This is a genomic window from Bartonella sp. ML70XJBT (genome assembly GCF_028618425.1).
Classification (GTDB): Bacteria; Pseudomonadota; Alphaproteobacteria; order Rhizobiales; family Rhizobiaceae; genus Bartonella.
Genome location: NZ_JAQISX010000006.1, coordinates 1 through 23,248, shown reverse-complemented (window position 1 = coordinate 23,248; position 23,248 = coordinate 1). Strand labels below are relative to the sequence as shown.

General features: G+C 37.4%; 20 protein-coding genes and 1 pseudogene. 14 read left to right on the top strand and 7 right to left on the bottom strand.

Going from position 1 to position 23,248, the window contains the following annotated elements; translation table 11 throughout:
• Positions 1–1,198 precede the first annotated feature (1,198 nt).
• The 6 genes from PVV65_RS03925 to PVV65_RS03900 form a co-directional block, all read right to left on the bottom strand.
• Positions 1,199–3,184, bottom strand: a complete 1,986-nt coding sequence (locus tag PVV65_RS03925; protein WP_273754918.1) for a MacB family efflux pump subunit — start codon at positions 3,182–3,184, stop codon at positions 1,199–1,201.
• Positions 3,185–3,187: 3 nt separating this feature from the next.
• Positions 3,188–4,408, bottom strand: coding sequence for an efflux RND transporter periplasmic adaptor subunit (locus tag PVV65_RS03920; protein ID WP_273754916.1), 1,221 nt, complete (start codon positions 4,406–4,408; stop codon positions 3,188–3,190).
• A complete protein-coding gene (locus tag PVV65_RS03915) occupies positions 4,405–5,883 on the bottom strand; it encodes an efflux transporter outer membrane subunit (RefSeq protein ID WP_273754914.1) in 1,479 nt (492 codons plus the stop codon). The genes PVV65_RS03920 and PVV65_RS03915 overlap by 4 nt, the downstream gene beginning before the upstream one ends.
• Before the next feature lie 68 nt (positions 5,884–5,951).
• Positions 5,952–6,761, bottom strand: coding sequence for an exodeoxyribonuclease III (locus PVV65_RS03910; RefSeq protein WP_273754913.1), 810 nt, complete (start codon positions 6,759–6,761; stop codon positions 5,952–5,954).
• Between the two features lie 35 nt (positions 6,762–6,796).
• On the bottom strand, positions 6,797–7,408 hold the full coding sequence (locus tag PVV65_RS03905; RefSeq protein WP_273754912.1) for an outer membrane lipoprotein carrier protein LolA: 612 nt from the start codon (positions 7,406–7,408) through the stop codon (positions 6,797–6,799).
• 1,509 nt (positions 7,409–8,917) lie between these two features.
• Positions 8,918–11,368 (bottom strand): DNA translocase FtsK, encoded by a 2,451-nt coding sequence (locus tag PVV65_RS03900; protein ID WP_273789291.1) that lies wholly within the window; start codon positions 11,366–11,368, stop codon positions 8,918–8,920.
• 784 nt (positions 11,369–12,152) lie between these two features.
• Here PVV65_RS03900 and PVV65_RS03895 point away from each other — a divergent pair.
• Positions 12,153–13,430, top strand: coding sequence for a ubiquinone biosynthesis hydroxylase (locus tag PVV65_RS03895; RefSeq protein ID WP_273789290.1), 1,278 nt, complete (start codon positions 12,153–12,155; stop codon positions 13,428–13,430).
• Positions 13,431–14,646: 1,216 nt separating this feature from the next.
• On the opposite strand, the gene PVV65_RS03890 is transcribed toward PVV65_RS03895, so the two are convergent.
• Complete coding sequence (locus PVV65_RS03890) at positions 14,647–14,934, bottom strand: H-NS family nucleoid-associated regulatory protein (protein ID WP_142416710.1); 288 nt, start codon at positions 14,932–14,934, stop codon at positions 14,647–14,649.
• Between the two features lie 128 nt (positions 14,935–15,062).
• Between PVV65_RS03890 and PVV65_RS03885 the strand changes: the two genes are divergently transcribed.
• The 13 genes and pseudogenes from PVV65_RS03885 to PVV65_RS03825 all read left to right on the top strand — a co-directional run.
• A complete protein-coding gene (locus PVV65_RS03885; RefSeq protein ID WP_273789289.1) occupies positions 15,063–15,677 on the top strand; it encodes a hypothetical protein in 615 nt (204 codons plus the stop codon).
• Positions 15,677–16,309: a TrwN protein gene (locus PVV65_RS03880; RefSeq protein ID WP_273789288.1), complete on the top strand. Its 633-nt coding sequence runs from the start codon at positions 15,677–15,679 to the stop codon at positions 16,307–16,309. Before PVV65_RS03885 ends, PVV65_RS03880 begins: the two co-directional genes overlap by 1 nt.
• Positions 16,310–16,435: 126 nt before the next feature.
• Complete coding sequence (korA, locus tag PVV65_RS03875; RefSeq protein ID WP_273789287.1) at positions 16,436–16,735, top strand: KorA family transcriptional regulator; 300 nt, start codon at positions 16,436–16,438, stop codon at positions 16,733–16,735.
• Positions 16,698–17,012: a VirB2 family type IV secretion system major pilin TrwL gene (trwL, locus tag PVV65_RS03870; RefSeq protein WP_273789286.1), complete on the top strand. Its 315-nt coding sequence runs from the start codon at positions 16,698–16,700 to the stop codon at positions 17,010–17,012. Before korA ends, trwL (PVV65_RS03870) begins: the two co-directional genes overlap by 38 nt.
• A gap of 137 nt (positions 17,013–17,149) precedes the next feature.
• Entirely contained in the window at positions 17,150–17,470 is a 321-nt protein-coding gene (trwL, locus tag PVV65_RS03865; protein ID WP_273789285.1) for a VirB2 family type IV secretion system major pilin TrwL, read from the top strand.
• A 120-nt stretch (positions 17,471–17,590) separates the two neighbouring features.
• Complete coding sequence (gene trwL, locus PVV65_RS03860) at positions 17,591–17,908, top strand: VirB2 family type IV secretion system major pilin TrwL (RefSeq protein WP_273789284.1); 318 nt, start codon at positions 17,591–17,593, stop codon at positions 17,906–17,908.
• Positions 17,909–18,044: 136 nt separating this feature from the next.
• Positions 18,045–18,365, top strand: coding sequence for a VirB2 family type IV secretion system major pilin TrwL (gene trwL, locus PVV65_RS03855; protein ID WP_273789283.1), 321 nt, complete (start codon positions 18,045–18,047; stop codon positions 18,363–18,365).
• 137 nt (positions 18,366–18,502) lie between these two features.
• Positions 18,503–18,820, top strand: a complete 318-nt coding sequence (gene trwL, locus PVV65_RS03850; RefSeq protein WP_273789282.1) for a VirB2 family type IV secretion system major pilin TrwL — start codon at positions 18,503–18,505, stop codon at positions 18,818–18,820.
• A 133-nt stretch (positions 18,821–18,953) separates the two neighbouring features.
• A complete protein-coding gene (locus PVV65_RS03845; RefSeq protein ID WP_273789281.1) occupies positions 18,954–19,265 on the top strand; it encodes a conjugal transfer protein in 312 nt (103 codons plus the stop codon).
• 12 nt (positions 19,266–19,277) lie between these two features.
• Positions 19,278–19,586, top strand: coding sequence for a type IV secretion system protein VirB3 (locus PVV65_RS03840; RefSeq protein WP_273789280.1), 309 nt, complete (start codon positions 19,278–19,280; stop codon positions 19,584–19,586).
• A 2-nt stretch (positions 19,587–19,588) separates the two neighbouring features.
• Positions 19,589–22,060 carry a VirB4 family type IV secretion/conjugal transfer ATPase gene (locus PVV65_RS03835; RefSeq protein WP_273789279.1) on the top strand — a complete coding sequence of 824 codons (2,472 nt, stop codon included), beginning with the start codon at positions 19,589–19,591 and terminating at the stop codon, positions 22,058–22,060.
• Complete coding sequence (locus PVV65_RS03830) at positions 22,057–22,833, top strand: type IV secretion system protein (protein ID WP_273789278.1); 777 nt, start codon at positions 22,057–22,059, stop codon at positions 22,831–22,833. Before PVV65_RS03835 ends, PVV65_RS03830 begins: the two co-directional genes overlap by 4 nt.
• 213 nt (positions 22,834–23,046) lie before the next feature.
• Positions 23,047–23,248 (top strand): annotated as a pseudogene (locus PVV65_RS03825) (trwi protein); the annotation flags it as partial.

The following is a 23,248-nucleotide window of genomic DNA, read 5'->3' as shown; positions in this document are numbered from 1 at the left end:
CAGCGCATTCTAAGAACGATAACGCGTATAATATTCAACATATTGATTTTTTTCATCTTTCTTTTTCTTTTGTTCTTTCGTGGTCCGATTCTTGCCGTATTAAACTTTCTAGCGTTCGGATCGGCTTTATCGTTACTTTTTTATTGTGGGGAGTATACTAGGAGGGCTAGGAGGAACAATATCAGAAAACACAATAATAGTCATTGCTTTGGTTGTTTTTCTTTTCGGCAGCTTATCTGCGGCTTGGTTTTACGATGCTCTCTTACTCCGTCTCGCTCCTGCTAATTATGAGCTTATGCTTTTTCAATAAATGAAAACCCCTTTCATTCACACATCATTCAAAATGAGAGGCTTTCCACCTCTCAAACTTTTTTATCCTCCTCACCAAAATCATAAGAGCAAACCTGCATTTTACGAAGTTGCGTCTTACAATCCCACCCTTATGGAAACACCGATAGCATCCTTATCGCAGACAACCAAATAGCTTGTTTATCTCAGTCCTCAAAATGAAATGGAACAGAAAATGCCCATGTCTCAGGTCATGCATTGAAACTTGAACACAATCATAATTTGTTTACATCAAGCCTAAACACCTGCAATTTACACTAATCCTTTGCCAAACCAAAAGTGATAAATCTTCATAACATTTTTTCCAAAAATCTTAAATCACTCAATAAGCTAGACAACAAATAAGAAAGGTTTGCGATTATATCTTTATGGAATGCAATACATTGATTGATAAAGATAAGAGTTCTCCATCTTACAGTTAAAAACCTGGAATATCTTAGGTTTCCTCATTTCAAATCTATGTCTCTTGAAACAAGTTAAAATCACTTGCTTGCAGCGTCACAAACAAAACTAGCGTGTGAGTAAAAAACGATAAGGAACAAACTAAAATGCCTCTTATGAAAAGTCTCAAGTCTATACTCTTCTCATGTAAAAGGCTGTAACATTGGGGTTAGAAAAGTGTGTACAATGATACCTGTTTACTCCTAATCAAACCTAAAAAGGGGTGCGTACTATAAATTTTATAGTATCCATGATGCCTTGAGCCAAACGATATCTAGTGCATGCTCTCTTTAACGAATGAAGCGTTTTTTAGGAAAAAATAGCAGATCACTAACGTTTTCCATCCATGCTTTACTTTACAAACACTTGATCCGATATAACAATCAACAAACATTGAGTTGATAAGGGCTTAATCACGCGAGAGTGCAACAACAGGATCAAGCCGTGAAGCTTGTCGTGCTGGCGAAAAGCCAAAACATATCCCAATGAGAGTTGAAAAAGTAAGAGATATAATGATCGAATCCATCGTATAGACAAGGTGAATAGGCGCCTTAAAGAGCAAAAACAAACCACCGATAGAAAGCCCAAAGAGGACTCCCAATCCACCGCCAATAACACAAACCAAAATTGCTTCAATGAGAAATTGCTGCAAGATATCACTTTGGCGTGCCCCAACAGCCATACGCACCCCAATTTCATTGATCCGCTCAGAAACCGTAACCAACATAATATTCATCACCCCAATCCCCCCTACAATCAATGAAATAGCAGCAATAGAAGACACCAAAAGCGTTAAAATCTGTGTGCTTTCTGTGATACGATCACGAAAGAATTGAGAATTTCTAATGAAAAAATCTTCCCCACCATGACGCATAATAAGAAAACGCTTCACCATATTCTCGGCTAAATTTGAATCAACATGATCGGCGATCTTCACAGTAATTGCCCGAACTTGAGTCGTGCCAAGAAAACGTGTTTGCAAAGTTGTATAAGGCAAATAAATCTGCAATGTATTTGAGTCCCCTCCTCCCATATGTTGCGGATCTACCACACCAATGATGCGCACAGGAACATTGCCCAAATGAACAATTTTCCCTATGGGACTCCCATGACTATGTGGAAAAAGTACCGAAAGTGCTTCCTTTTCGATAACGAGATCAACCGCCCGCTCATGCACACTTTTTTGATCAAACAGCTGTCCTTGAACAGCTTTAAGTCCCTGTGTTTGAAAATATTGTTCTCCTACCCCAGAAATGATAGCATTAACTTCAACCCCACCAAAACGAACCATAGAACTTGCTGAAATCTGAGGTGTTACACCAGCAATATAAGGTAATTTAGAAAGAGCTTCTGCATCCGCCTCCACCAAACTGGTTATTTTCTCTGCTTGGGGGTCAGAGAGGCTTTTTCCAGGCAAAATTGTTAATGTGTTAGAGCCCAAACTCTTAAAATTTTCCATAATTTTTTCCCGCGTACCATTTCCCAAAGCAACCATGGCAATAATCGCTCCAATACCGATAATCACCCCAAGCATCGTTAAAAAAGTTCGCATACGATGGGCATTCATAGCCAACAATGCCATGACAAATGCTTCACGAAAACGTTCAAAAAAAGAACGAAAAAAACCCAGTATTTTTTGATCTTTCAGATTTTGTTTTTCCTGAAGAGATTGGGCATTTCTTTTTGTTTTCGCACCCTTTGACACATTGTCCGCAATAATTTCCCCATCACTGATTTCGATAATACGCTCTGCTCTTTTAGCCACCTGCATATCATGCGTTACAATAATAATAGTGCGCCCTTCTTGATGAAGTTCATCCAAAATACGTAAAACTTCTTGCCCACTCTGTTTGTCCAGTGCACCGGTTGGTTCATCAGCAAGAATAACCTCTGCATTATTTATCAATGCTCGCGCAATAGATACCCGTTGTTGTTGCCCCCCTGAAAGTTGATTGGGACGATGATTAATTCTCTCTCCCATACCTAAGCGTATTAAAAGTTCTTCTGCACGTTTTTTTCTCATACCCGGTGCACATCCTGCATAAATAGCAGGAATTTCAACATTGCCAAGGGCGGTTAATTCATTCAATAAGTGATAGCGCTGAAAAATAAATCCAAAATGATTACGCCGTAAGGCTGATAATTCATCAGCAGAAAGAGAAGCTGTTTCTTTTCCTGAAATCCAATAACGACCAGAACTTGGTCGATCAAGACATCCCAAAATATTCATCAATGTGGACTTTCCAGAACCAGAAGCCCCCACAATTGCTACCATTTCCCCACGCTTAATGGTCAAGTTGATATCCTTTAAAACAGTAACAAATGTTTCACCCGCAGGAAATGTGCGCACAATATTTTCTAAAACGAAAACAGCCTCTGCTTTTTCTGCTTTCATGCTTTAGCTCTCATCTTCATTATGTTCACCAGGAATATTTGGCATCACTCCATCACTCGAACCAGTAATAACCACATCCCCCTCATCAAGCCCTGAAGCAATCTCTGCCATCACTTTGTTATTAAGCCCTACAGTCACTTGTTTTGCCACTACTTTATTTTCCCTCACCAACACTGAAACCCATGCTTTTCCTTCTTTTGTTTCATCACGCAAAGCATCACTTGGAACCAGCAAAACATTCTGAGCACGTCCTAAAATAATATGCACTTGAGCAGTCATATAAGTTCGCAAAAAGTTGTCTTTATTATCAACATGCACAATCCCATTATAATAAATTGCCGACGATGGGAAAGAGCTACCGCCTAAACCAGAGTTAATACTCACATCAGCCCGAATGGATTCAGGCGCTGGTTCAACCCTTTCTAATGTTCCCTCATAACGACGGTCTGCATTACCCAATACCGTAAAATAAAGAGGTTGTCCGGCGCGAACTTTAAGAATATCCGCTTCCGAAATTTGCGCTTTAATTGTCATCTTTGACAAGTCACCTAAAATAACAATTGTGGGCGCTGACTGAACAGCATTAACATTCTGACCTTCTTCAACAACTGTTGCTAACACTGTTCCCGCTGAAGGTGCAGTTATCCGCGTATAACTAAGATTAACCTCTGCACTCTCCACATCAATTTGAGCTTGCACAATCTGTTGACGCAACTGAGCAATTTGTGCTTCGCGTATTTTCACTTGTGTCACGGCATCATCAAAATTAGCTTTTGAAATTGCACGCGACTCGATCATTTTTTTCTGCCGCGCTAAATTTTTCTGTGCAAGAGCAAGATAAGCTTCTTGTTCCATTAAATTTGCATAATAATGAGATAAGGCTGCTTTTTTTCTTTTCAGATCATTTTCTTGATCTGTAGGATCAATTTCTGCCAAGAGATCGCCCTCTTTCACAACACTTCCCGGAAAAACGCGCATAGATACCACCCGCCCCGTAGCACGTGCACCAACAGCCACCAACCGATAAGGACGCACAATTCCAGAAGCCAAAACACTTTCCTCAATATCACCACGCTTCACCACAGCTGTCATATAGGCTGGCGTGGATGTTCCAAAAAAAACAGAGCGTAGCCATAAAAAAATGATAATAATGAAGAGAGAAATAAGAAAGAATGAGAGCTTTTTACGTTTTGTAATGAAATTTTTGATGAAACTTTTTTTCATTGGCTTACCTTTGCAAATGAATGGGAAACACCATCAACGACTTCCGGACGTGACACATCAACGACACCATCCCATCCACCACCTAATGCTTTCATCAGAGCAATATATTGGGTAGCTAAAGCAATGCGGCTATCTTTAAGTGCCATTTGCGCAGAATAATAAGAACGATCAGCATTTAATAATTCAAGAAAACTGGTATTGCCATTTTCAAAAAGATTTTGTGACAGTTGTAAAGAATGCAGAAAAGCTTTATTTGCAACGATAAGCTTTTTAAGACGCTGATGTTCCTTTGTTAGTCTCACGAGCGCATTTTCCACATCTTCTAAAGCCCTTAATACAGCAGAGCGATAAGTAATAAAAGCCTGATCACGCTGCGCTCGCGCCATCGCAACAGAAGCAACAATCTGTCCTCCATTAAAGAAGGGGAAACGAAGACCAGGTCCAAAAGACCAACCAATGGTTGAACTTTTCCATAATTGATCTATTGCTGTTGCTGCTGTTGAAATATTCCCCGTTAATGTAAGTGAGGGATAACGTTCTGCCTCACGTTGACCAATGCGTGCTGTTGCTTGTGCATATTGGCGCTCTGCCCGCCGTAAATCGGGACGTGACAACAAGATATCGGCCGGAATTCCTGCTGGTATTGGCCATTGTGGTTGTGGAATTTTCACGTGTTGGGCATTTTTTTGCAAAAAATCCTTCAAAGCCGTAGGAACATGACCGGTTAAAACGGAAAGGCGATGCATAGTCATTTCCAAACTTGCTTCCATCTGAGCGATATCAGCTTCTGTATTGGCCATTTGCGCTTTTGCATTTGAAACATCGAGCTCAGAAATATCACCCGCTGTTAATTTTGCCTGCATCAATTCATATGTTTTGCGCTGCGTTGTAGCAATTTGCCGCACAATCAATAACTTTTGTTGCCAACCACGCATTTGAACGTAATTTGTTGCTACATCTCCTAACAATACGACCATCGTCGCACGCATATCTTCTACGGTTGCTTCAAGACCATAATGCGCCGCTTCAACGCCTCGCTTATGCCCTCCAAAAAAATCAAGCTCCCAACTTGCATCAAATCCACTACGATACTGGCTCAACGTATCAGATTGTCCAGAGCCGCTACGCGTTCCTGAAATCGTATTTGACACACTTGGCAACAAGGATCCCACCACTTGCCCTAAACTCGCACGTGCTTCACGAACCCGAGCTCTGGCAACCGCAACATCATTATTTCCAGAAATTGCCTCAGCCATTAACGCATTTAAAACCGGATCATTTAACTGTCGCCACCACCCAGCAAGGGAAATTGAACGCTGAGATATCTGCGCAGACTGCCCTCCCCATTTGGGGGGAACAGAAAAAAATGTCTTATGATAATTCGGACCAACCATACATCCTGACAAAAGAAAACAAAATAAGATACTAGAAAGTAATCCACGAGAAGCGCCCCTTTTGAGATTTTTGATATGCATCCAGTCTCCCGCATTCTTTCAGAATCATTATGCAATATTAATACTTTATTTACCTTGTTATTTCAAAATTAACGTGAAAAATCAAATACTGTTTGCACAGGAATATGATCTGAAGGACGTTCCCATCCGCGCGCATCACGAAAAGTCGTAAGATCCGCCACAAAAGGCGCTAAATCTGGAGACGACCAAATATGATCAAGCCGGCGCCCATAATCGGTCAACGCCCAATTGCGCGCACGATAACTCCACCATGTATAAAGCTTAGTGGGAACAGGGATATGCAACCGCATGAGATCAATCCATCCGCCCTGACAACACAAATTTTGTAAACGCTCGGTTTCAATGGGGGTATGGCTTACAACCTTCAACAATTGCTGATGAGACCAAACATCCTCTGCTAAAGGAGCAATATTCAAATCCCCCAACAAAAGAGAAGACAGCCCCTCTTCCTGATCGGCGCGAATAAAAGACATTTCTTCTAAAAAATCAAGCTTATAACGAAATTTTTCATTCACCTCAGCATCAGGGATATCGCCTCCAGCAGGAACATAAAAATTATGAATCCGCATCAATTTACCATGGGCTTCCACAATCACTGAAATATAGCGACAATCTTTATTTTGACAAAAGAAACGCTTGTTCACCTTTTTAAAGGGCAAACGAGAAACAATCGCCACCCCGTTATAAGATTTTTGTCCACTTAGTGCGATATGCTTATATCCTGCTGCTTCAAAAGCCTCCACTGGAAATAAAGCATCGGGACATTTTGTTTCCTGTAGACACAAAACATCGGCCGGAAAGAGTTTTAAATACTGAAAAACCTGTGCAAGACGCAACCGAATAGAATTAATATTCCAAGTCGCAATACGAAAGAACATCTGTTTTTAATCCCAATGACATAATAACTATTGCTTCATTTCTTCGAGGGAAGTGTAAACATGCCCTGAACAAAACGAACGCCTGTCCGCACATTCATAATCTGCACAGTCGTTTCCAAGTTTTGTTGGTCAACAATTGTCCACTGCCGTAAAGCAAAGCTTTTGGAATCAAACACCATTCTTATTTGCCCAGCCCCAATCGTTTTATCACGCAGAACAATCGTCACAGCCCCTGGATCTTCGCGAAATGCCAATAAACGCCCAGATGATACGTCAATTTTATCATCCAACAAAAACTTCATTGGCGTTTGTGAAAGTTGTGAAAAGTTCCAAGTATTTAAAGCCCGATTGTTAATGCCCACAAATTGACCATCCGCAATGATTTGTAGAGGCATTTTCTTATAAATAAAGCGAACTTTCCCCGGACGCTCAAGATAAAATGTTCCTTGAGACATTTTTCCCTTTGGACTAAATTGAACAAAGTCACCTGTCATTGTTTTGATTGCCGCAAAGTGGTTGGCAATATTTTGCGCTTTTGCTATCTTATTAGATGCTTGCGAAAGAACAGGAAAAGTTAAACACCAAAAGACAAGAATTCCCACAAAACAAAAGCCCCTCTTTTTTTGCGGTAAAAAAGACGTTTTCATAAAAAATGCTCCCAAACAATATCGAATTGACTTTATCATTTATAATTAAGTCATCACAATGATGAATAAATACCCTGCTTTACAAGATAAAGATATTGTTTGAAAACACTATCAAAAAGTTTTTAAAAGTATGCTTACTCAACAGTCCTAAAATTTTCCGTTTACTCTCGTGATTTGCTGGACGAACGATGCTTCTTTCTTGCATCTTTTCAAGCAATGTCGCTGCTCAATTATAACCAATACCCAAACGGCGTTGACTATAAGAAATTGAAACTTTATCACCACGAAGCACAACGATAACAGTTCGACGATAGAAATCATTGATTGCAGAAAAAGCAAAAAGTCCTTCTTTAATTTCTTGCTATCTCTTGCGGTATCATTTCCAAGCCAAAACCATCACACACGTGTGCCAACCCTAAAATGTTGCGACAAGTCCTTGAGCCATTAGAACAGGTTCAAAACAAACATTTTTAGTTCTTTCTTAATCATTTTTATCCACACAAGCTTCCCTACTCGTAACCTGCAAGCGAATAGTTTTTGGTCGATTCAATACAAACAGGTTAAAAATGAAAGAATCTTACGATATTGCAATCTCTTATTCCAAATGAGTAATGCGATTATTATTATAAATCAATGCATTATATAAATAATAAGTTTTCTTTTGAATTTTCGAAATTATCCCTATTTCTTAACTTTTCTACTGATTGGCTAAACACATAATCTCTTCTTTTTCACCCCTAATCCCTAAAGCTGCATGAATTATGGTCAATACACGGATGGAGTTAAGTTCTAAACATATTACTCGCGAACCTGAAAACTTTTTTCAATGACACAATGGAAAAAATGCTCCTTTGACTTACCATACACCCGTAAAGAATAAAAAAATTCTCAATCAATTCGTTCTGTAACCAATTTGGAGTTTGAATCACAAAAAGTTCAAAACCTGCCTATAAGCACACTTAGCGAAGTCGAAATCTGCTTTTTGGATTCTAGAAAGTTCCTCTTAACTTCCTACCTCATATCATTCACTTAAACAAAAACTCGACACACGAGCCCTTTTCTAAAAGCAGACAGGCAAGTCAGATAACGCAACCAGTTTTGCCGTGAGATTAAACGGCGAGAACAGCAAAAATACTTAAATATCAAGCCGTTCATGGCTTTATACCACCACACCTCAAATGAGGCTATTTTACATCAATATATTGATTTATAATGATAAATCATCATTTTTTCAACTGAAATCATAACGCCGAAGACTGCAAGATACTCTCTATATATTAAATCAATTCAAATTATTTACTTGCATGTTACAAGAAAATCTAACGTGCAAGTAAAATGATATAAAATAAGGAATATCTCTTATGAAAAGTTTCAAATACTATAGGCCTATCGCAAATTGAGAACTTATGTACGATGATGCGAGCTTTCTACGGTACAATAAGGCAACGATTTGTTTTTATGAAACATTATTTTTATTAAGACATTAAAAGAAACGATTATAAAGATTTTTCAAAAGCGTTCTTCTTCGGCTGGAACTAAAATTTCTCGTTTGCCTGCATGATTTGCTGGACTAATGATACCTTCCTCTTCCATCCTCTCAATCAATGTTGCAGCACGATTATAGCCAATCCCTAAACGGCGTTGAATATAAGAGGTTGAAGCCTTACGATCACGAAGAACAATAGCAACAGCTTGACTATAGGGATCATCTGCTGAAGGAGAAGCCGAAGAAACATCAGTGCCATCTTCTTCAACTTCTTGGGTAATTGTTTCCAAATAATCAGGTCGTGCTTGTGCTTTAAGATGCGCAACAATCTGCTCCACTTCATCATCCGCAACAAAAGGTCCATGCACACGCTGAATACGTCCTCCTCCCATCATAAAAAGCATATCGCCTTGTCCCAATAATTGCTCAGCCCCCTGTTCGCCTAGAATTGTTCGGCTATCGATTTTTGAGCTCACGGAAAAAGAAATGCGTGTAGGAAAATTGGCTTTGATCGTTCCAGTAATAACATCGACGGAAGGACGCTGTGTCGCCATAATCACATGGATACCGGCAGCACGTGCCATTTGTGCTAAACGTTGAACCGCGCCTTCAATATCTTTACCAGCGACCATCATCAAATCAGCCATTTCATCGATAATGACAACAATATAGGGCATAGGACTAAAATCAAGAGTTTCCGTCTCATAAAGAGGCTCACCAGTCTCATGATCAAAGCCCACTTGAACGGTACGCACCATTATCTCTCCTTGACCTTCTGACTCCTTGAGACGTGCATTAAACCCATCAATATTGCGAACACCAAGTTTTGACATTTTACTGTAGCGCTCTTCCATTTCACGAACAGCCCATTTAAGCGCAGTCACAGCTTTTTTAGGATCTGTCACCACCGGTGTTAACAAATGAGGAATGCCATCATAAACCGAAAGTTCAAGCATTTTCGGATCCACCATAATGAGACGACATTGTTCAGGCGTCATACGATAAAGCAATGATAAAATCATTGTGTTGATAGCAACAGATTTTCCCGATCCTGTTGTACCAGCAACCAAGAGATGCGGCATTTTTGCTAAATCCGCAATCACAGCTTCCCCGCCGATAGTTTTGCCCAAAGCAAGCCCTAATTTGGCTTTACTTTCAACAAATTCCTGTGCTTGCACAATCTCCCTTAAATAAACCATCTCCCGCTTTGCATTGGGTAACTCTATTCCAATCACATTGCGCCCAGGAACCACAGCAACACGGGCAGAAATCGCACGCATCGAACGCGCAATATCATCTGCTAAACTAATGATACGGGAAGACTTAATGCCAGCAGCCGGTTCAAATTCATACAAAGTGACCACGGGTCCAGGACAAGCATCTATAATTTTTCCTTTGACCCCAAAATCTAACAAAACCCCTTCAAGTTCTTGAGAGTTTGCTTTTAAAGCAGCAGGAGAAAGTTTTGCATCCCTGACAGACGGTGGTGGAACCGATAGGTAGTCTAAAAGTGGAAGAACAAAACCACCCTTTGAAGAAACTGTTAAAGATTTCAAACCACGACTTTTAACAGAAGAAGAAACATGAGCTTTATTTTGATTTTCCTCACACTTTTCTTTTTCACCCAAAAAAGTTGGTTCAATCCGATCAAATGACTTGCCTTGTCTCTTACTTTGAGAACACCTTTTGAAACAGAAGAGACGAAAAAAACGCGCTTGTAAAAAATAAAAAAGATGTAAAAGAGCGCCAAAAGTTGTGGCAAAAAAACCATGCTTCTCACGATCATTCTCTGCGCTATATTCCACATCTTCTTCCATCTCAAAAACCGGATCAACGATTTCGTTTTTAGGAATGTTTTTTTCTTTTCTTTTCTTTGCTTTGCGCCGCCATATCACATTGCCAGCAAAAGCAGCAGTAAAAAAACCTAAAAGAATAAAAACAACACTAAAGAGCATCCTGTAAAGCGAAGAAAGAAAAAGAGGAAAAATTGAAGAAGCAACACTTAAAACTTTATCTCCTAAAACCCCTCCCAATCCCATAGGCAAAGGCCAATGGGTAAAAGAAGCAACAGGCGTCATAAGGGAAAAAGCCATTAAAAAACAAATTGTTGATACCAACCATAAAAAAAAGCGCAAAGTCAAATTGTAGATATTCTTTTGTGCCAACAAGAGAAAAGACCAAAATAACGGCGGCAACAAAATAGCAAGACTTGCTAAGCCAAAAAACTGCATAATAGAATCTGAAAGAACCGCCCCCAGCCACCCCATAAGGTTTGTAACCTCATTTGTACTTGCATGGGTTAAAGAGGGATCAGCAACATTCCACGTCGCCAAAGCAAATACACAAAAGATAATAAAGCCCAAAAGCCCAAGCCCAATAAATACGCCAATCTGACGTAAAAACATCTCAACAAGTCGAAAACCTTGAGAATCTCGGGATTCCAATGAATCATAAGGGGAAGAACTTCGGTGCATCCATCAATTCCAAATATAAAACTTTCATATTTAAAGCGTTATAACTCCCCCCTTCTCTTAAAAAAGGACGAAGCTTACACTCAGTGCTGATCTGTAAACGATCATCTGTCAACAATCCAACTTCTTAATCTCGTGCATTCTGCCTTTTTCCTACTTCATGTCATTCATAAATCACCCTCTAATCCTTCCATAAAGCATAAAAACAGTCCTATCTTAAAATATTATCACACAAACAACAAAAAATACCTCATGTATAAAGTTTTACATGGGTAATAGAGCTTACGACAATCTCTATCACCCTCTTCAACAAAAGGTTATGTTACACCGTGCTAACAGTAAAATATTAATACCGTTTTAACCATCACATTTAACCATCACAAATGAATATTATTTTTCTTATCTGTCATTCTCAATGTATCCTTTTAGAACAAGCCTCTTAAAGGACATTCATATAAATTAAAAAATACATTCTCATCTTTGTCTAATTTTAGTTTTCTTTTCTATCAATCAAGTGTAAAAGAAATTGGAGAGGACATTCAAAAAAGGCTGATCCGATAAATCTGTAAAGTGAGTCACACAAGTAAAACAAAAGCGCACTAAAACACTGATTTATCATCAGATTGACACCAAAAAGACATTTCTTCCAAAGAGAAGTCTCTTCTTTGTAAAATAGGGGAAAAAGTACAAATCAAAATAGTGTAGATAAGTTGAAAGAAAAATATTTTTAAACAGCAAGCAAGCTTTAAACAATGGGAAAAGCCCCGTAAATAATGGAAAAAGCATTGTGTACTCTAATCACCATAAAGATATAAAACCCAATAAGAAAATAAAATCTCATAAAACCAGACAATGTGATCTTCTCATTGCGGGGGGGGCGGTTATCGGTTCAACGCTTGCAATAGCACTCAAGCAAACAGCCCCTGAACTGAAAATAAAAATCGTTGATGCTGCTTCACAAGGAGATATTCCTGCTTCTAACATACGAACCATTGCCCTTGCTGCTGCTGCTGTTCGCATGTTAAAACAATTGCAATGTTGGGACTCTATCAAACCCTATGCACAACCCATTCACTCAATGATCATCACAGATACAAGCATCAATGATCCTGTTAAACCCGCTCTTTTAACCTTTGAAGGCGACATTACTCCTGGTGAGCCCTTTGCAACTATGGTAGAACATCGAGAACTCATCAATATTTTAAAAAAACGTGTCAAAGATCTCAATATCCCTGTCATCGCAAACACACGTGTCATTGATTTTCATCAAAACAACCAACACACAACTGTCACTTTAGATAATGAAGAGGTTTGGCAAACAAAATTGCTTATTGCAGCCAATGGTGCCCACTCGACATTACGCCAAAAAGCAGGTCTTAAAAACTTTTCTCACCCCTATAAACAAACAGCAATCATCTGCACAGTTGAACATGAAAAACCCCATAATGGTCAAGCAATTCAACATTTTTTACCGGCTGGCCCTTTCGCTCTTCTCCCTCTCAAAGGCAACCGATCCGCCATTGTGTGGAATGAAGATCATAAAACCGCACAATATTACCTCAAAGCTGATGCACTTATTTTTGAAACAGAGCTCGAAAGACGTATTGGTCATCGATTAGGAAAACTCTCTTGGAATGGTGAACGTCAAGCTTTTCCCCTAAATCTTTCTTTAACACGTCAATGTATTAAGCCCCGTTTTGCGCTCGTTGGCGATGCAGCCCATACCATCCACCCCATCGCAGGACAAGGACTCAATTTAGGATTACGCGATAGCGCTGCCCTTGCTGAAGTGATTATTGAAACAGCACGATTAGGTCTTGACATTGGCTCCCTCACCGCTTTAGAACGCTATCAAAGCTGGAGACGTTTTGAAATTGTCCGTATGGCTTTAAGCAATGATTGGCTTAACAAACTCTTTTCTAACGATAATCTTCTCTTACGAATGCTTCGCGATACTGGTCTTGGAATCGTCAATCAAGCGCCACGAATAAAAAAATATTTCATTCAAGAAGCTGCTGGCCTTACCCCAAATGCGCCTCGTCTTCTAAACGGCTTCCCGCTTTAAGTAAAAATTCATACCCTTTCATTTTTTATAACCTTTGGCTTTTTTACTCCCCCACAAAATCAAAGACTTCCATTCAATCCGATCTGTAAACAGCTCAGATTCTTGTCACGCAAGTTTTCCCTTAATTTGCCCTTCTCGTATTTCACTTAGCCATAGGGGAAAAACAAGCGAGCGATATTTTAAGAATATTCACTACACACTGAAAAAACATCTCATGAAAGTGATCTTATCATATTTTAAATGACGCTCTTTTAAAGCAAAAAAATAAACAAGACTTTCTTTATCAGACAAACTTTGACTTATAAGGAAGACTTCACTGTTCTTATGTAGAATAAGAACAGTGAAAATCGTAAAATGCCCTTATTTCCAATCTCCCTCCTGCTGAATCAATCAAAATCACCCTTTTCACATCACAAATGGAATTAGCATATAGATAACAAATAATTAAAGAAAGGCATCAAAGCCTCTCATGCCCTTCCCAAGTTTCAAGAGTTCCCAAAACATTGAAAGTTAGAAAAGCATATAATGGCGCCGACTTATACTTTTTATTGAATTAAAAATAATGGTGCAGAATAGAGATAAACTTTTATATTATATTGTTTTAGCCACGCCATAAAATAGCCTTAGATCATTAGAAAATATTTTCTTTAAAAAAAGCATGTAAATTGGCAACACGAGTACATCCCGTTGGGGTATTCTTTTTCTAAAGGAGACCCTTTAATTTATACAAAAATGCCAAGATTACAAAATCTGATATATAAAAATTGTTCCGTACTCTATACCAAAGAGTGCACAACATTGGGGCTAGCAAATACAACCAAGGTGTTGGCGTACTGCTTAAGTCATAAATTCTTCCGATTTAAACCCTTTTTGTAAAGAATCAATAAAACCATTTATTTGCATAGACTAAAAAAGAACAACGTTAAATAAAACGATAAAAAAGAGATAAAGTTCTCTCTCTCAAATGCCAAAAGCAATTATACATTTTAAGCTAGCAAGCATAATGATAATGCCAGCTTATGACAAAAATACCTTTTTCATTTAGATACACGTATCTCTGTTTTTTATCATTTTATTTGATATTTCAATAGGTTAATATATCTATACAGTATTTTTATACAATCAAATAAGCAAAAAGAGCCTACTTCTCACATTCATATCTCTTGATATTCCCTTGCCTTATAAATATAGCACATGTGTTATGCTACTTCTGTTGTTATGTTACTTCGAGTTCATCAAGTGTATACCCATTCTCCAACCACTCTTTAATCCACTTAGGTCTCCGTCCACGCCCATTCCATAATTCCCATTGGTTATTGGGATTCCTATAATGACGCTCTTTGCTCACAAGATCAGCGATATCAATTCCATGGGTATTAGCAATTTCAAGAATTTTTCGTCGCGCATTTTGCTTTTCTTTTGCTTGCCGTTTTTTCAATTCCACATCAATTTGTGTACGCATCTCTTGTAGTTCATCAAAATTCATATTTTTGAGATCATTCACCTTAATTACTCCCCTTGCAAAAAAGAATTGTCCTTTGCCATATTTTAAACACAATTATAGACAATTTTTGTCTATTTATTATCAAAATTAAAAATACGATACATATATCACTTTGACGGAGATGTGTTTTGTACCACAAAGAACTGTTTATTTGTGTTTCAGCTTCCACCATTGCATCCTTTTTCAGTTTAGTTGCTGAAATTGGAAAATGCAGTGCCCAAGCGCTATCACACCTCCCTGACTCTCATGAATCAGTAGTCAAAAGTAAATATAAACCGCCACTCTATAAACTATGGCAATATGCAACAAAGAACAAGCCCTCTCCCTATAATGATGGTGTTGTTCATTATAACAATAAGAGACATCCCCAAATACAAAAAAATTCTACTTGGTATAGATGTTCTTTAAATTTTTTTTTGCAACAAGGAAATTATATAAAACAAGCAACTTCAAGAGAGTCCCAAAGATCATTATTGCTTAAAAGTCGTACTTTTTTTCTTCATTCCAATAATATCGGTTGGTGCGGTCAGTTCTATTTTATAGCATACATTGATCTTGCTTCTGGGATATTCAGATATATTACCAATCTTTTCAGAAAAGAAAAAAATCTCCACCACAAGGAATATTCTAGGCAAAACAATTCTGTTTTACAAATTTATAAAAACAAGAAACAGCGACAAAAAGCACTAAACAGCGTTGGTATTTGTAACAATAAAATTCTTCATAATAAGGTGTATTACTGATGATTATTCCAGACTTCACAATGTTTGCTGCTTCATACATATCCGATATCCCTCCAGCTCTCATCGAACAAGAAGCGCGGGATAATTCCTATATAACAGGTAAGAATGATAAATTATTCCGTCAACTATCTCTGCTTCGAGAAAGAGCCGTAGAAACAGCAACAACTGAGCAATTTAAACAAAATAAACATAATTTTGACGCATTTTTTGAGCAAATCGATGTTGAAAATATGAAATGGCTTTCTTTTTTTGGGGCATTTGACTTTTGCAAAAATCTTGCATCTGTACAAAGCACTTTAACTTGCTGTTATGAACAAACAATATCAAAGTGTATCTTTAAGAAAGAAACATTGTGGTCTACTCTGAGTTTTTACAACACAGAAAACTTAAACAGTAGTGCTGATACACAGATTGTTGCTTCATATAGCGGAGTAAAAGCTGCTGTGCGAAGAAATGAAGATTTACAAGAGCCTGTAAAGCTTAAAAAAGAAGAACCAAAACAGACAACTAAAGTAGATTCTCTTCCTCTTTCTTCAGAGGAATTAGAAGATGCGTTTTTGCATAAAGAAAGTAGCAGCCGTGATGCTTTTGCCACAGAAGATTCTTCTTTACCGTCAAAGCAGCTAGAATGATGACTGATATTTTCATAAATGAAAATTAGAATTTTGATAGGATGGTATAATGAAAACTAGATAAGAAAATATTAAAGCTCTAATTAGTAAGATTAGACAAAATCTCTTCTAATTGAGGGCAAAAGAATGAAAATGATAGAACAAAACAGCGTTGATATAGCATTTAGTCAGAGAGCAGCACGTGAAATTACAGTTGTGATGCGCTCAGAGAGGGAATGGTATTTTACGTTTGTTGCCGATGATCCAATCACCGGAAAACCTAATAAATATACATTGCTTACACAAAGAGGAAAATTAAGAACTTGGGCTGACCCCAAATATCTCTTTAAGTTTCTTCATGAAAGAGGGGTTACTTGTGGGAGTTTTAATCTTAATCAGGATAAAGAACATGAAACAATCAAATATTCTTCACACAACAGCTCGTAATAAAATTGCTGCATTTTCTGCAGCTTTGACTGTGTTTTTTATGAATAATTCTGCATATGCCCAAGTGAGTCATTTGGCAAATGCAAAGAAGGCTTTAGATAGCTTGAAGGGCGATTTAGAAAAACTTATCCCTATTGCTGCTGGCGTTATACTTTTATGTCTAGCAATCGCTTATGCTGGGCGCTACATCGAAAAAGGTACGTTCATACGGTGGGCAGTTGGCGTTGTTATCGCTGGTTCAGCATCCCAACTTGCTACACTGTTATTTAATCGATAATTGTGACAATCATGTAATAAATACAGTTTATAAAAAATAAAATTTATCCATTAATTATACATAAACCAATAGCATTTTTATTTATACTGAAGATATACAATATGAAATATTAATTAGAAACTTAATAAGAGTGAAATATGAAACAATTAAATATTCTTCAAACAATAATTCGTAATAAAACTACTCCAATTTCTGCAGCTTTAACTGTATTCTTTATGAATAATTCTGCATATGCTAGTGACCCAGTAACTTTGACAAATGCAAAGAGTGCTTTAGAGGGCTTGAAGGACGATTTAGAAAAACTTATCCCTCTTGCTGCTGGCGTTATACTTTTATGTCTAGCAATTGCTTATGCAGGGCGCTACATCGAAAAAAGTACATTCATACGATGGGCAGTTGGCGTTGTTATCGCTGGTTCAGCATCCCAACTTGCTAAATTGTTATTTACTGGAGCTTAATTGTGGCAATCATGTAATAAATACAATTTATCCATTAATTATAATAAACTAATAGAAGTTTCATTTATACTTAAGATATACAATATGAAATATTAATTAGAAACTTAATAAGAGTGAAATATGAAACAATTAAATATTCTTAAAACAATAATTCGTAATAAAACTACTCCAATCTCTGCAGCTTTAACTGTATTCTTTATGAATAATTCTGCATATGCCCAAGTGAATCATTTGACAAATGCAAATAAAGCTTTAGAGGGCTTAAAGGATGATTTAAAAATTATTATCCCTCTTGCTGCTGGCGTTATACTTTTGTGTCTAGCAATTGCTTATGCAGGGCGCTACATAGAAAAAAGTACATTTATACGATGGGCAGTTGGCGTTGTTGTCGCTGGTTCAGCACACGAACTTGCTACATTGTTATTTAATAGAGCTTAATTGTTGAAATTATGTAGTAAATACAATTTATAAAAAGCAAAATTTATCCATTAATTATAATAAACTAATAGAAGTTTCATTTATACTGAAGATATACAATATAAAATATTATTTAGAAGCTTAATAAGAGTTAAATATGAAACAATTAAATATTCTTAAAACAATAATTCATAATAAAACTACTTCAATCTCTGCAGCTTTAACTGTATTCTTTATGAATAATTCTGCATATGCTAGTGACCCAGTAACTTTGAAAAATGCAAAGAAGGCTTTGGACGGTTTAGCGAGCGATTTAAAAATTATTATCCCTCTTGCTGCTGGCGTTATACTTTTATGTCTAGCAATTGCTTATGCGGGACGTTACATCGAAAAAAGTACGTTTATACGATGGGCAGTTGGTGTTGTTGTCGCTGGTTCAGCACACGAACTTGCTAAATTGTTATTTACTAGAACTTAATTGTGGCAATCATGCAATAAATACAGTTTATAAAAAGTAAAATTTATCCATTAATTATACATAAACCAATAGTATTTTTATTTATACTTAAGATATACAATATAAAATATTATTTAGAAACTTAATAAGAGTGAAATATGAAACAATTAAATATTCTTCAAACAATAGTTCGTAATAAAACTACTCCAATTTTTGCAGCTTTAACTGCATTCTTTATGAATAATTCTGCATATGCTAACCCGAAAACTTTGACAAATGCAAAGAAGGCTTTGGAGGGTTTACAGAAAGATTTAAACGCACTTATCCCTCTTGCTGCTGGCGTTATACTTTTATGTCTAGCAATTGCTTATGCGGGGCGTTATATCGAAAAAAGTACGTTCATACGATGGTCAGTTGGCGTTGTTATCGCTGGTTCAGCATCCCAACTTGCCACACTGTTATTTGAAGGTAAATAATCACGATTCTGTATAATACGTAATGTTTTTAAATGTCCGTTGATTACTAGGTATACACCAGAAATAATTTCGCTCATACTGCAAAAAATGAATATTATTTATAGCAACTTTAATTAAAATGGGGATAAAAAATATGAAGCAATTAAATACATTTCAAAGAAAACTATACAACAAGATTAGTGTTATTGTTATCATTTCAATGATGTTATTAATAACTCGATTTGCTTATGCTCAAACGGAAACAAAAAGCTTAGATATTTTCATGAGTGTGCAATATGGGTTAAGTATACTTGTTCCTATCGTTGCTGCCATCATTCTTTTATTTCTTTTGCTTATTTATATATTTCGCATCATTGCAAAAGCTACATTTATACGATGGGCGTTCAGTGTCATTATTGCTGGTGCAGCCTTCTATATTAGCCACATATTATTTCACCTCCAGTAACAAGAGCATCCCATGAAATCACAAGAACAAAAAGAATTCCCCCTCTTCAAAGGAGCAACACGTGTTCCAACAATATGGGGGGTTCCCATGATGCCATTTATCGTTATGCTTATGGGAGTTGCTGTTGTTGCTATGACAATAAGTATCTTTTTGTGGGTAATGGCGCCGCCACTATGGTTCATTATGGTGCAAATTACCAAAAATGATGATAAGGCATTTCGTATTTGGTGGTTATGGATCGATACTAAATTTCGCAATCGCAATAAAGGTTTTTGGGGCGCATCAAGTTATAGTCCCTCTGATTATAGTAAAAGGAGATAAACATGATAGCTGTTGAAAACAGCAAACGTCTCGCATCAGAGACACCTGTAAGCCTGTTCCTCCCCTATTCACATCATATTACAGATACGATTATCTCCACGAAGAATGCAGAATATTTGTCAATTTGGAAAATTGACGGGCGTTCGCATCAAAGTGCTTCAGAGGAAGATATTTTTCAATGGACAAAAGAACTTAACAATACTCTGCGGGGTATTGCATCAGCCAATTTGTCATTTTGGACACATATCGTGCGCCGCCGTGTTTATGAATATCCTGATTCAACATTTGATCAAATGTTTTGCTATCAGCTTGATGAAAAGTATCGGCAAAGTTTTACTGGTTATAATTTGATGGTCAATGATCTATATCTGACTGTCGTTTTCCAACCGATAGCGGATAAAATTATGTCGTTCTTTTCTAAACATGAGCGCGAAACGCTAGATCAAAAAAAGATGCGACAAGACTCATGTATCAAAGAAATCAATGACATCAATCGCACTTTAGGACAATCTTTGAAGCGTTATGGCGCAGAACTTCTTGGTGCTTATGAGAAAAATGGGCATGTTTATTCTTCGGCACTTGAATTTCTTGGAATGCTTGTCAATGGCGAATATCGTCCTATGCCAATTTGCTATGATCGTTTTGCTGACTATATGTCCATCAATCGACCATTTTTCTCAAAATGGGGCTCTCTTGGTGAGCTGCGCACAACCAATGGAATGCGTCGATTTGGAATGTTAGAAATTAAAGAATACGATGCAACGACTAAACCAGGGCAACTGAATGCTTTGCTGGAAAGTGACTTCGAGTTCATATTGACGCAGAGCTTTTCGGTGCTCTCTCGGCATGCCGCTAAAGACTATTTGCAGCGCCATCAGCGCAATCTTATCGATGCACGCGATGTGGCAACAAGCCAAATTGCACAAATTGATGAAGCACTAAACCAGCTTATCAGTGGGCATTTTATCATGGGGGAACATCATTGTACATTAACCATCTATGGTGATACAATTCAACAAGTTCGTGACCATATGGCCAAAGCAAGTGCAGCATTATTAGACGCTGCGTTGTTACCCAAACCCGTAGATTTAGCGATAGAAGCTGGCTATTGGGCACAATTTCCTGGCAATTGGAAATGGAGACCTCGCCCTGCCCCAATTACGTCACTAAACTTTTTATCATTTTCGTCTTTTCATAATTTTATGTCAGGAAAACCCACTGGAAATCCATGGGGACCAGCTGTCACAATTCTCAAAACAACCAGTAAGACACCACTTTATTTTAATTTTCATGCCTCCAAACTTGAAGAGGATTCAACCGATAAGCGATTACTTGGTAATACCGCCCTTATCGGACAATCTGGATCTGGTAAAACTGTGTTGCTCGGCTTTTTGTTAGCACAAGCGCAAAAATTTAAGCCAACAACTGTTGTTTTTGATAAAGATCGTGGTATGGAAATTGCCATTCGAGCAATGGGGGGAAGATACCTAACATTCAAGCCAGGAAGATCAAGTGGTTTTAATCCATTTCAACTTCCCCCTACACAAGATAATCTGATTTTTCTAAAACAATTTATTAAAAAATTGGCAGAAGCTGGTGGTGAAGTCACGCATCACGACGAGGAAGAAATTAATAAAGCTGTTATGTCTGTTATGAGCAGTAATATTAACCCATCGTTGCGTCGTTTGTCTTTTCTGGTTCAATTTTTACCAAATCCGCGTTTAAGTGATTACGATGCACACCCGTCTGTTCACGCTCGTTTACTCAAATGGTGCGAAGGTGGTGATTATGGGTGGTTATTTGATAATCCTCATGATGCTCTTGATCTTTCAACACATCAAATTTATGGCTTTGATATCACAGAATTCTTAGATAATTTGGAAACGCGTACTCCAGTAATGATGTATCTGCTTTACCGTACAGAAGGTATGATTAGCGGACAGAGATTTATGTATATCTTTGATGAGTTTTGGAAGCCTTTGCAAGATCCTTACTTTGAAGATTTAGCGAAAAATAAACAAAAAACTATCCGTAAACAAAATGGTATTTTTGTTTACGCAACACAAGAGCCTAGTGATGCTTTGGAAAGTAATATTGCTAAAACACTCATTCAACAATGTGCGACTTACATCTTTCTAGCCAACCCCAAAGCAAATTATGAAGATTATACAAAAGGTTTCAAATTAACAGATACTGAATTTGAGCTCGTTAAAGGACTTGGTGAGTTTAGTCGTCAATTCCTCATTAAACAGGGTGATCAATCTGCACTTGCTGAACTCAATCTCGGTAAATTCCATGTAACAAGCGATGGAAAAAGCGTAGAACACGACTTTAGTGATGAACTCTTGGTGTTATCAGGTACGCCAGATAACGCAGAGTTAGTCGAAAGAATTATCGCAGAAGTTGGTGATGATCCAGCAATATGGTTGCCAATTTTTTTACAGCACGCAAAAAATGACAGGAGGGAAACATGAAGAAACAAGTCATTTCAATAGCAGTAGCAATAACTTTAGGGGTTTCAAAGCCAGCAATGGCTTGGGTTTTTGGTGCTGGAGTAGCAGATTTAGCAGTATCAATTCCAACAACATGGCCTAATTTTTTTGGGAAGTCATCCTCAAAAACACCTCCATCCCAAAATTCTTCACCTTCACAACCGAAAACAGTAAATGCTACTAGTGGATTTATTATTGCCTTAAAAAGGCACTTTGAGCAAACAAGAAAGATACACGAATCCATAACGGGAAGTAAAAAATTCGACGCGCAAGAATATAAAAATATACAAACAGATAATACTAGTTTTTTTCTCAAAAATCCAGAGAAGCTCTACAATAGAGGTGCATCTTCTTCCCTATCTAACTCCCTTGACAATATTTTAAAAGAAGAAGAAACTTCTTCTGCCTCTATCCAAGAAACTCGCGATGCTATAACTAAGCGTATTCAATATGCCTCCCTCGTTGATAAGGCCGTAAGTTTAAAAACTTTTCAAGAGGCGAACAATCGTTTTAAACAAATTGAAAAACTATTAAGCCAAATCGAAAACACACAAGATTTGAAAAGTATTGCCGAATTACAAGCACATATAATTGGCATGCTCACTATGCTACAAAACGAAACGGCCAAATTACAAATGGTCACACATTTACGAAGTGCTGAGCACTCGCTGATCAAACAGCAGAAAGATAAATACAGCATAAAAATTTTGAATAGCAAAAATACAAAAATGCCTACTATAAGATTTATCCGATAAAGTTCTTTACAGCGTTTTTCCTTTTTTATGCAAATAAAAGCTAATGTACAGAATTCAGTATTAATCTGAAAATTTAGAGAGACACAAGAATTTTGTCAAATCTACGACAATCGTGGTGAAGCTACCTAAGTGGAAGTGAATGTGTAAAAGTCTTTAGAATATATCTGTAATCTAAGGTGGTAAAAAATTGACTATTCGTTAAAGAGGAATGCCATGAACTTCACTATTTTTACGCAACTTTTTACTAAAATTGATCAAGGAACCAAAACATATATCACGGATATTTCTTCAAAAGCCATAGCTACAATCACACCCTTTGTATCAATCGGGGTAGCAATCGCTTTTATCATCTATGGATGGCTTATTATGCGTGGTGCTATAGATATGCCGCTCTCAGGATTTGTAAACCGTTTCC